The sequence below is a fragment of the Flavobacterium sp. I-STPP5a genome, from assembly GCF_009764685.1.
GTDB lineage: Bacteria > Bacteroidota > Bacteroidia > Flavobacteriales > Flavobacteriaceae > Flavobacterium.
Window position 1 is genome coordinate 164,250 of the sequence record NZ_VHLM01000055.1, and the last position, 9,320, is coordinate 173,569.

Consider the following 9,320-nt stretch of genomic DNA (forward strand, 5'->3'; position numbering starts at 1 on the left):
AAAAAAATATAACAGTTTTGTGTTATTTTGTTATATTTTTTCATGTTGTTTGTAAAATTTAAAATTCAGATATAAAATTATTCTTTACATTTGTAACTGCAAGATTTATTCCTTGCAATTTATAAAATTATTTAAGTATGCAAAACATTCCTAGTGTTGACTTGCGTGATTTCCTGTCGGATGACCCGGCACGTAAACAAAAATTTGTAAATGAAATCGGAAGTGCATTTGAAGACATTGGCTTCGTAGCACTCAAAGGGCATTTTTTAAACGACCAGTTGGTTGATGAATTGTATGGTGAAATTAGAAATTTTTTCGACCTACCATTAGAAACCAAACGCAGTTATGAAATTCCTGGAATTGGCGGACAAAGAGGTTATGTTTCTTTTGGAACAGAACATGCCAAAGGCAGAAAAGAAGGAGATTTGAAAGAATTTTGGCATTTTGGACAGTATGTGTCTCAAGATTCTAAATACGCTGCAGAATATCCTGAAAATGTTGAAGTAAACGAACTACCTCGTTTTAATGTAGTCGGAAAAGAAGCCTACCAAATGTTAGAAAAAACAGGTGTGTATGTTTTAAGAGCTTTGGCTTTAAGATTAGGATTAGATGAATTTTATTTTGACAATTATGCAAAAGATGGAAATTCTATCCTAAGACCTATTCATTACCCACCAATTACATCAGAGCCTGAAAACGCTATTAGAGCTGCTGCTCATGGTGACATCAACTTGATTACGTTGTTAATGGGTGCTCAAGGAAAAGGCTTACAGGTTCAAAACCACAACGGAGAATGGATTGACGCTATTGCGGAGCCAGACGAGTTGGTAATTAATGTGGGTGACATGTTATCACGTCATACTAATAACAAATTAAAGTCGACTATTCATCAAGTAGTGAATCCGCCACGTGAATTATGGGGAACTTCTCGTTACTCTATTCCGTTTTTTATGCACCCAGTGAGCGATATGCCATTGAATTGCTTAGAAAACTGTATTAATGCTGAAAATCCAAAACAATTTGAAGACATCACTGCAGGTGATTACCTTTATGAGCGTTTGGTTGATTTAGGATTGATCAAAAAATAAATTTTAATTCAATAGTTCAAGAAAGACATCGAGTTCGCTTGATGTCTTTTTGTTTTTTCATAGAATTGGATCGCAGATAACGCTGATATTTGAATTTATGTGTAGTGGTGCTAACCTTTGGTAAAAAACCAGAATTTATTAGAAAAGTATATCAAAATAATAGAAAATAGCATCCGCGTAAATCCGTAAAACCCGTATTATCCGCGTTCAAAATTATAAAGTTATGGACTTACAAGACCAATTAAAAAACCTTTTCCCTGATCACGAACCCTTGCCAGAAGAGGTTGAAGCACAGGAACCCTACGAATTATACGTTCAAAAAGAGCCAATGATTTGTAAATTTGAAAAACGTAAAGGAAAAGCAACCACCATCATTGAAGGTTATGAAGGTACGGATGAAGATTTTAAAATTCTAGCCAAAGAAATTAAAACCAAACTGAGCGTGGGCGGTACTTTCAAAGACGATTCTATAATCATTCAAGGGGATTACCGAGATAAAATAATGGAAATATTAAAACTAAAAGGATTCAAAGTAAAACGTGTTGGAGGATGATAGTGAGCTGTTTGCAGTCTCAGTATACAGTCTCAGTTTTAATATTCAGTTGAGCAACTTAAAACCTTAAACTTTAAACAAAAAAATAAATGATACAATCATCAGAATTAATATTAAATCCAGACGGTAGCGTTTACCATTTGAATTTAAAACCAGAAAATATTGCGCACGATATCATCTTTGTAGGAGATCAAAATCGTGTGGAGAAAATCACCCAATTTTTCGATAGTATTGAATTTTCGACTCAAAAAAGAGAGTTCAAAACCCAAACCGGAATTTTTAAAGGCAAGCGCATTACCGTTATGTCTACTGGAATTGGTCCAGATAATATTGACATCGTAATCAACGAGCTTGATGCTTTGGTTAACATCGATTTAGAAACGCGTCAGCCAAAAGAAAATTTAACTTCCTTGAACATCATTCGCATCGGAACCTCAGGTTCTTTGCAAGCTGATATTCCCGTGGATAGTTTTGTACTATCTAAATTTGGATTGGGATTAGACAATATGCTTCGCTCCTATTTAATTGACGAAGTTTCGAATCTAGAAATAGAAGACGCTTTCGTTCAACATACTAATTGGGATCTCAGAAAAGGAAAACCGTACGTAATTGCTTGTTCTGAAAAATTAGAAAAAGTAATTGAAAGTGACCAAATGCACAAAGGAATTACAGCAACTGCCGGAGGTTTCTACGGACCACAAGGGCGAGTTCTCCGCTTAAGCATTCAGGATGAAGCATTGAATTCAAAAATGGATAATTTTAAATTTGGTGACAACCAAATTACAAATTTAGAAATGGAAACCGCTGCAATTTATGGGCTTTCGGCACTTTTAGGACACCAAGCCTTGTCATTAAACGCCATCATTGCCAATCGTGCATCTGGAACTTTTAGCGAAGATCCTTATAAAGCGGTAGATGCCTTAATTGCGTATACGCTGGATAAACTGGCCGCAGGAATCTAAATCCACAATTCTCGATATACACATTTGTAGTTTTAAAAAACAATTTATTCTTTTTTAAAACTACATTTGTTTTTTGAACAAACAACGAATGAAAATAATACTTACCGGTGCCACGGGCGTTTTAGGGTCGCACGTCATGTATGAAATTCTAGAACTTTTTAGTACTTCTAATCCTGATGGAAAACTCTTTTTGATAGCTCGAAACAAAGGAAAAAAATCAGCTCATGAACGTATCAAAGAATTACTGACAAGCAGCTACACACCTTCTGTATTGCTTCAGCAAGGTTATGAAAAACTTCAAAAATTTATCGAAATCATTGATACGGATTTAGCTGATATTCAAAATACGGTGACCGAAAAAATCAAGGGAGCGTACTTTATTCACTCGGCTGGTTTGGTCAATTTGTCTACAGATGAATCCCAGCGTGAAAGAATTTTTAACGAAAATACTACGATAACCAAGTCTATTTTTGAACTTTTTCATCCGTTTATTACCAAATTTATTTACATCGGAACAGCATTTTCTTCAGGTAACCGAACAGGAATGATTGATAACGATTTTCATTCCTTAAATTTTGAGCCAGAGCACCGCAATGCTTACGAAAACGCCAAATTTGCTTCTGAAAATTTCATTGCAACAGCTTGTAAAAAAATAGATTTGCCTTTTCAAATATTACGTCCTAGCGTAATTGGTGGTAATATGCTAACTCCTGAAAACCCCTATTTTATCTCAAAATACATGGTGTTTTATTTGTTGGCCAAATTTTTCCATTTTACCTCGCAGCGCAAAGGCGATCAAGAAAACGTGAGGTTTATTGTAAATCCTGATACGGTTTTAAATATTATTCCTGTAGATTATGTTGCAAAAGTTATTGTTTCAGTTTTTCAACGAGAAGATATTGAACAGTTAAACATCGTTCACAACAAAAGTTTTAATATGACTAAAGGTTTGAAATTGATAATGAAAGAGGTTGGTTACTCTAATTTTACTTTAATAGAAAACATCAAAGACTTCACCTATCAAAATAACATTGAAAAACTATATTACGAGAGTATTGGCAAGCATTTGAGTCCGTATTTTACAACAGCGGCAAACGAGTACGACACCGAAATTCTGAACCAAATTTTAGAAATTCCGAGTTTAGATGACAATGCTTTTACCAACATGATTCGCCATGCAAAAAATCAGCATTTTAAAGATATAAATGTGTAATTTTAGGAGCTATTTCCTGCTATCCGCTATATCTCTTGTGTTCGCTAGCGCTACCACAAGAGGATGCCGCTTCTATCAGGGCTAAAACGCTTTTTGCTCAAGACTTCAAATTAATTTACCATGGACTTAATTCTAGAAACTGACCGATTACTTTTACGAGAAATGAAACTTTCAGATGCCGAAGCGTTGTTTGAAATGGACCGAAATCCTAATGTGCATCAATACCTTTGGAACAAACCCGTAAAAGATATTAGCGAAGTACATACAACTATTGAATCTGTCCAATTGCAATATAAAAATAATAATATTGGTCGTTTTGTGATTATTTTAAAAGAGACTCAAGAACTTATTGGTTGGGCAGGATTAAAATTCAACACCGAAATAGTCAATAACAAAATCAATTTTTACGACATTGGGTATCGCTTAGATGAAAAATTTTGGGGCAAAGGCTACGCGAGTGAAGCTAGTTTTGCGTGGTTGGACTATGGTTTTAAAACTATGAAAATTCCGGTTATGGAAGCGGCAGCGCATTCGGATAACATAGCTTCTAACCGAATTTTGCAAAAAATTGGACTACAAATGACCGAAACTTATTTAGAAGACGGTGTTTCTTGGAATTGGTACGAATTAAAAAATCCCAATCTATAATGAAAACTATAAAAATAGCAGGAGTTCCAGAACACTTTAATTTGCCTTGGCATTTAGCCATTGAAAACGGCGATTTTGAAAACGAAAATATAGACTTACAATGGACTGATGTTCCTGAGGGAACTGGTAAAATGTGTCAAATGCTTCGGGCTGGCGAAACTGATATTGCTGTTATCCTTACCGAAGGAATTGTAAAAGACATCACAGCTGGAAATTCGAGTAAAATAGTGCAAGTATATGTTGAAAGTTCTTTAATTTGGGGTATTCATGTTGCTGCTAATTCAAGTTTTAAAACCTTAGCAGATTTAGAAAACGCTAAAATTGCAATTTCTCGATTAGGCTCTGGTTCGCAATTGATGGCTTACGTAAACGCTAGTAATCAAAATTGGGATACAACTAATTTACAATTTGAAATCGTAAATACCATCGACGGAGCTGTTGAAACCTTAACAAACGGAACCGCAGATTATTTTATGTGGGAACGTTTTATGACAAAACCACTCGTAGACAAAGGTGTTTTCAGACGAATTGCTGATTGCCCTACTCCTTGGCCGTGCTTTGTAATTGCAGTTCGCGATGAAGTATTGCTAGGACAACCAGAAATAGTTGCGAAAGTATTAGAAATCATCAATCAAACCACGCAAGAATTCAAAGAAATACCAAGCATTGATAAAACATTGGCACAAGCCTACCATCAAAAAATAGAAGATATTCAAGAGTGGTTACGATTAACGCGTTGGTCTCAAAAAGGATTAGAACCTCAAATGTTAAACAAAGTTCAAAATCAACTTTTTGAACTCGGAATTATTGATAAAAAAGGTACTTTTGAGGACATTGTAAAAACAGTATAGGAAACTGTTTTTATTGTAACTATGATACAAAAAAAAGAAATTAATTTTCAGGGAATTAAACATCGTTTTCAGGTCAAAAAACCTTGGGACGATGTTATTATTTTTGTACTGAATGTATTAATTGCTGTTCCTCTTTTTATCATTTTACATCAAAACTTAATTAACCCAAATTGGTTTTTAAACATTGATCGCGTAGTGATTTTTATCGTTATGGTCGTGATAATTCAGCTGATTTTAAGGCTATTACGTACCATTATCATACTTTGTATTTTTGTTTATCTACTTGCTTTAATTTACGGTTCTACTATTGGTAATTATGGTTTTAATAGCGTTTATGAAGATTACAATTCCATGCTGTACACCATGTCTGATAATCCGTATCCTCAAGATATAATCATTGCTAAGTTGTTACCTTTTCCAAACAAATCAAAAATTGTCAACGCAATAGAATATCAAAATCCAAAAATTAGAAATTTTGCCTTAATGGCCACGAATAAGCATTTTAAAGGATTAAAAGGTTATTCGGATTATAGAACAATCATTCAATGCTTTGCCGTTTTTAAAGAAATCAACAGCCGTTGGAATTACGTAAGTGATCCCAAAGCACGAGATTATATTGCTTCAGCCTCAGAGTCTTTGCTATATTTGTCTGGGGATTGCGATGATCACTCTATTTTAATGGCGGCCAGTATCAAATCTATAGGTGGTACTCCAAGATTGATTCATACTACTGGGCATATTTATCCTGAGATTTTAATTGGAACTGAAGCTGACTTAGAGCAAGTGAATTTTTTAATCAAGAATATCCTTTTCCCTAAGGAAAGTATCAGTCAAAAATTACATTATCACGTTGACGAACGCGGGCAAATTTGGATGAACTTAGACTACACCGCACAATATCCGGGTGGACCCTTTTTGTCAGAAGAAATTTTGGGTGCCTTGACATTAGATTAAACGAACATCTTTTTGGTAATTCTTTAAAATTAGTCAAATCAAAAGTGTAATTTCTTTCAGTAAAAAAAGCAACAACAATAGTGGAAAATACAAAAACATATTGGACTCATTGTCTCGAATGTAAAGGACGTGGTAAAAAAAGTAAAGGGCTAAGCAAGAAAGTCCGAAATAAATATTTACTTGAACTAGAGGTTTTTAACAAAAACGATCAAGATAAGCCAGCTCCAACCCCACCCAAAGGACACTTGTATGCGTGCTCACACTGCAGCGGATCTGGCTTAGTTAAAACGTTACATCCACCAAAAGCAGACAAAGAAAATTACCCACATGTTGCCATTATTGGCGGTGGTATTGGTGGAGTTGCTCTTGCTGTTGCTTGTTTACATCGTGGAATTCCTTTTACAATATTTGAACGCGATAACAACTTTGAAGCCAGATCTCAAGGCTACGGGCTTACTTTGCAACAAGCTAGCAAAGCTATTGAAGGCCTGGGAATCATTTCATTGAATGAAGGAGTAGTTTCAACAAGACATGTAGTTCACACGATTGATGGAACAGTTATTGGCGAATGGGGAATTAGAAAATGGATACAATCGGATGCTAAAACTTTTCAAAAACGCACCAACATTCATATTGCACGACAATCTTTGCGCTTAGCACTTCTGGAGCAGTTAGGCGGACATGATGTAATACATTGGGGTCACCAATTAACAGATTTTAAAATATGTAAAGATGAAAGTGTTGATTTAAACTTTCAAGTGGATGGAAAAATAAAAAGCTACAAAGCAGATCTTGTGGTTGGAGCCGATGGCATTCGTAGTTCAGTTCGGAGATTACTTATTGGTGATGATAGTAGGACTTTACGATATCTCGGTTGTATTGTAATATTAGGTATTTGCCCTTTAAAAACCCTTGAAGGTCTCGATAGTCCGCTACTGGATTCGGCTACTGTATTTCAAACTGCCAATGGCAAAGAACGAATCTATGTTATGCCTTATGATTTAGACTCAGTAATGTGGCAATTGAGTTTCCCAATGCCCGAAGAAGACGCTAAGGCTTTGAGTGCTCAAGGAGCTCAAGCATTAAAGGAAGAAGCGTGTCGTAGAACGCTGTGGCATAATCCTATTCCTCAAATTTTACTCGCAACACCAGAAGCTCAGATTTCTGGCTATCCTGTTTATGACAGAGAATTACTTAAGTCGGAATTTTTGGCGAAAGCCGGACCAGTAACCTTAATTGGAGATGCAGCTCATCCTATGAGTCCATTTAAAGGTCAAGGTGCGAATCAAGCTTTACTTGATGCACTTTATTTGGCTCGCGTAGTAACAAAAGGCTGCAGGCCATTATCGCAATGGAGAAAAGTTGGAATAAGGGAAAGTATATTAACGGAGTTTGAATTAGAAATGTTAGAACGTAGTGCTACAAAAGTAAATGACTCTGCTGCTGCTGCGCAGTTTTTGCATTCCGTAATTGTGCTTCATGAGGGTGATGAACCAAGGGGAAGATGTTTGAATAGATAAATCGATTTGTTTTTTTTAAGTATTCAAGTACTTAGCTTATCAAGTTTCACAATACGAGCGATAGTGAACTGGCAAAGCAATGACAGTTGAAAAATGCATGAAAGAGCTTGACTGACCCAATACATTAAGCAAGAAGTTCAAAGCTAAACCCAAATTTTTGACCCAAGGAAAGCGGACTCGCGTTGCAATACATTGAAATTTGATGCAATAGAAAAACGAAAAATCCTGCCTTGAATTATATAACTATTGAAACATATAATAATCAAGTTAATGACAAAAATGTAGCTTAAGTTACACTGTAGGTTATTATGCATATCCGAACCTTTTTGTGTGAATGATATAAATTATTAAAATAATTGTACAATAATTCTAGGATACATTACTAGTACTTTTGTTTCTAATAAATTATTAAACAATGAACATAAAAAGATTTTTTGGAACAATATTAACTGTCCTAGGAATAGGCGGATTAATTTATGCAGCAGTATTATTCTCATCAGCAAACTCTGATTTTGAAACAATAAAACCCATACTAATATACGGTATTCTAGGTGCTGTATTTTTTATTTCAGGAATAAACTTAGTTCGTACTACTAAAGACGAATCTTAAGTAGTTCTAAATCAACAAACTTACACTGCCTACTAAAAAATGATTCTAGTGTACTATTTTGAAGCTCTCAATTGAATTATAAAGTCTTCTATTTTTAATATGTTATTCTAAATATAGCATAAATAGTTTTTTATATAATTATTCAATCCTGTCCTAAATAAAATTACATCATATAAAATCCGCCCATTTCATTGAGTTTACACCTTAGAAATGGTCATTTTTTAAAACAGAACCCCCTGTATGTTTTCTGGAGGAGGCTCTATGTGTTCTTCAAATGGCTTATCTAACCATTTTTGCAAGTCAATTTTAACGAAAAGATTCAATCGTATGAAAGCTACTAAATTGGATAAATACCAATCAAATTTTGATTGTGCTTTTAATGCTTTTAGAATGAGAATGGTAATTAAAGCCGTCCAAATTTGAATCATAACAGCATTTTCGGATGTTCCTATAAACGATTTTATATGAAGTAGCTGCTTTATATCTCTGAAAAAGATTTCTACCTGCCATCTGCTTTTATATAATTCCCCAATAGTGTTGGGAGACCAATAAAACTGGTTTGTAATAAGTTCAATAACTTGTCCATTTTCTTCATCCCACACCGCTACCCGTCTTAATTTCTTTGGATATTTATTTTTTGAAGGCTCATTTTTCAATTCAATCAATTCGTCTTTCATGATGTGCTCGTGACGATTTTCAGGTAATTCATTTTCTTTCACTGTAGTAAATTGTAAATTCTCTTTATGTCTAATTACAAAAAACACCTCGTTGCTGTCCCAAATATTCAAAAGGGAAAAGTCATTATAAAATCGGTCTGCAACAATCACACTGCCCTTTAAAAGGGGAATTTCGTAAGCTCCCTTATTATCAGCTGTTTTACCGTTGGTGATATTGATATATGCAGGCAAATTACCATCAAAA

General features: G+C 34.7%; 10 protein-coding genes. 9 read left to right on the forward strand and 1 reads right to left on the reverse strand.

The window, feature by feature from the left end; genetic code table 11:
- Positions 1-137 precede the first annotated feature (137 nt).
- The 9 genes from FJV36_RS10560 (at position 138) to FJV36_RS10600 (ending at position 8,399) form a co-directional block, all read left to right on the forward strand.
- Positions 138-1,088, forward strand: coding sequence for an isopenicillin N synthase family oxygenase (locus FJV36_RS10560; protein WP_158729701.1), 951 nt, complete (start codon positions 138-140; stop codon positions 1,086-1,088).
- Between the two features lie 223 nt (positions 1,089-1,311).
- Positions 1,312-1,641, forward strand: coding sequence for a translation initiation factor (locus tag FJV36_RS10565; RefSeq protein ID WP_158729700.1), 330 nt, complete (start codon positions 1,312-1,314; stop codon positions 1,639-1,641).
- Between the two features lie 89 nt (positions 1,642-1,730).
- On the forward strand, positions 1,731-2,603 hold the full coding sequence (locus FJV36_RS10570; protein ID WP_158729699.1) for a nucleoside phosphorylase: 873 nt from the start codon (positions 1,731-1,733) through the stop codon (positions 2,601-2,603).
- Between the two features lie 88 nt (positions 2,604-2,691).
- Positions 2,692-3,816 (forward strand): SDR family oxidoreductase, encoded by a 1,125-nt coding sequence (locus FJV36_RS10575; RefSeq protein ID WP_158729698.1) that lies wholly within the window; start codon positions 2,692-2,694, stop codon positions 3,814-3,816.
- A gap of 120 nt (positions 3,817-3,936) precedes the next feature.
- Positions 3,937-4,464 (forward strand): GNAT family N-acetyltransferase, encoded by a 528-nt coding sequence (locus FJV36_RS10580; RefSeq protein WP_158729697.1) that lies wholly within the window; start codon positions 3,937-3,939, stop codon positions 4,462-4,464.
- Positions 4,464-5,315, forward strand: a complete 852-nt coding sequence (locus FJV36_RS10585) for a substrate-binding domain-containing protein (RefSeq protein ID WP_158981073.1) — start codon at positions 4,464-4,466, stop codon at positions 5,313-5,315. The genes FJV36_RS10580 and FJV36_RS10585 overlap by 1 nt, the downstream gene beginning before the upstream one ends.
- Before the next feature lie 21 nt (positions 5,316-5,336).
- Positions 5,337-6,269, forward strand: a complete 933-nt coding sequence (locus FJV36_RS10590; protein WP_158729695.1) for a transglutaminase — start codon at positions 5,337-5,339, stop codon at positions 6,267-6,269.
- 80 nt (positions 6,270-6,349) lie between these two features.
- Positions 6,350-7,789, forward strand: coding sequence for an NAD(P)/FAD-dependent oxidoreductase (locus FJV36_RS10595; RefSeq protein WP_158729694.1), 1,440 nt, complete (start codon positions 6,350-6,352; stop codon positions 7,787-7,789).
- A gap of 415 nt (positions 7,790-8,204) precedes the next feature.
- A complete protein-coding gene (locus tag FJV36_RS10600) occupies positions 8,205-8,399 on the forward strand; it encodes a hypothetical protein (RefSeq protein ID WP_158729693.1) in 195 nt (64 codons plus the stop codon).
- 221 nt (positions 8,400-8,620) lie between these two features.
- Here the strand turns inward: FJV36_RS10600 and FJV36_RS10605 are convergent.
- On the reverse strand, positions 8,621-9,320 hold a 700-nt coding region (locus FJV36_RS10605; protein WP_158728099.1), incomplete at its 5' end, for an IS4 family transposase.

What these genes read in the sequence shown, in the direction of transcription:
- FJV36_RS10560 (WP_158729701.1), top strand. Translation starts at nt 138, where the DNA reads ATGCAAAACATTCCTAGTGTTGACTTGCGTGATTTCCTGTCGGATGAC.
- FJV36_RS10565 (WP_158729700.1), top strand. Translation starts at nt 1,312, where the DNA reads ATGGACTTACAAGACCAATTAAAAAACCTTTTCCCTGATCACGAACCC.
- FJV36_RS10570 (WP_158729699.1), top strand. Translation starts at nt 1,731, where the DNA reads ATGATACAATCATCAGAATTAATATTAAATCCAGACGGTAGCGTTTAC.
- FJV36_RS10575 (WP_158729698.1), top strand. Translation starts at nt 2,692, where the DNA reads ATGAAAATAATACTTACCGGTGCCACGGGCGTTTTAGGGTCGCACGTC.
- FJV36_RS10580 (WP_158729697.1), top strand. Translation starts at nt 3,937, where the DNA reads ATGGACTTAATTCTAGAAACTGACCGATTACTTTTACGAGAAATGAAA.
- FJV36_RS10585 (WP_158981073.1), top strand. Translation starts at nt 4,464, where the DNA reads ATGAAAACTATAAAAATAGCAGGAGTTCCAGAACACTTTAATTTGCCT.
- FJV36_RS10590 (WP_158729695.1), top strand. Translation starts at nt 5,337, where the DNA reads ATGATACAAAAAAAAGAAATTAATTTTCAGGGAATTAAACATCGTTTT.
- FJV36_RS10600 (WP_158729693.1), top strand. Translation starts at nt 8,205, where the DNA reads ATGAACATAAAAAGATTTTTTGGAACAATATTAACTGTCCTAGGAATA.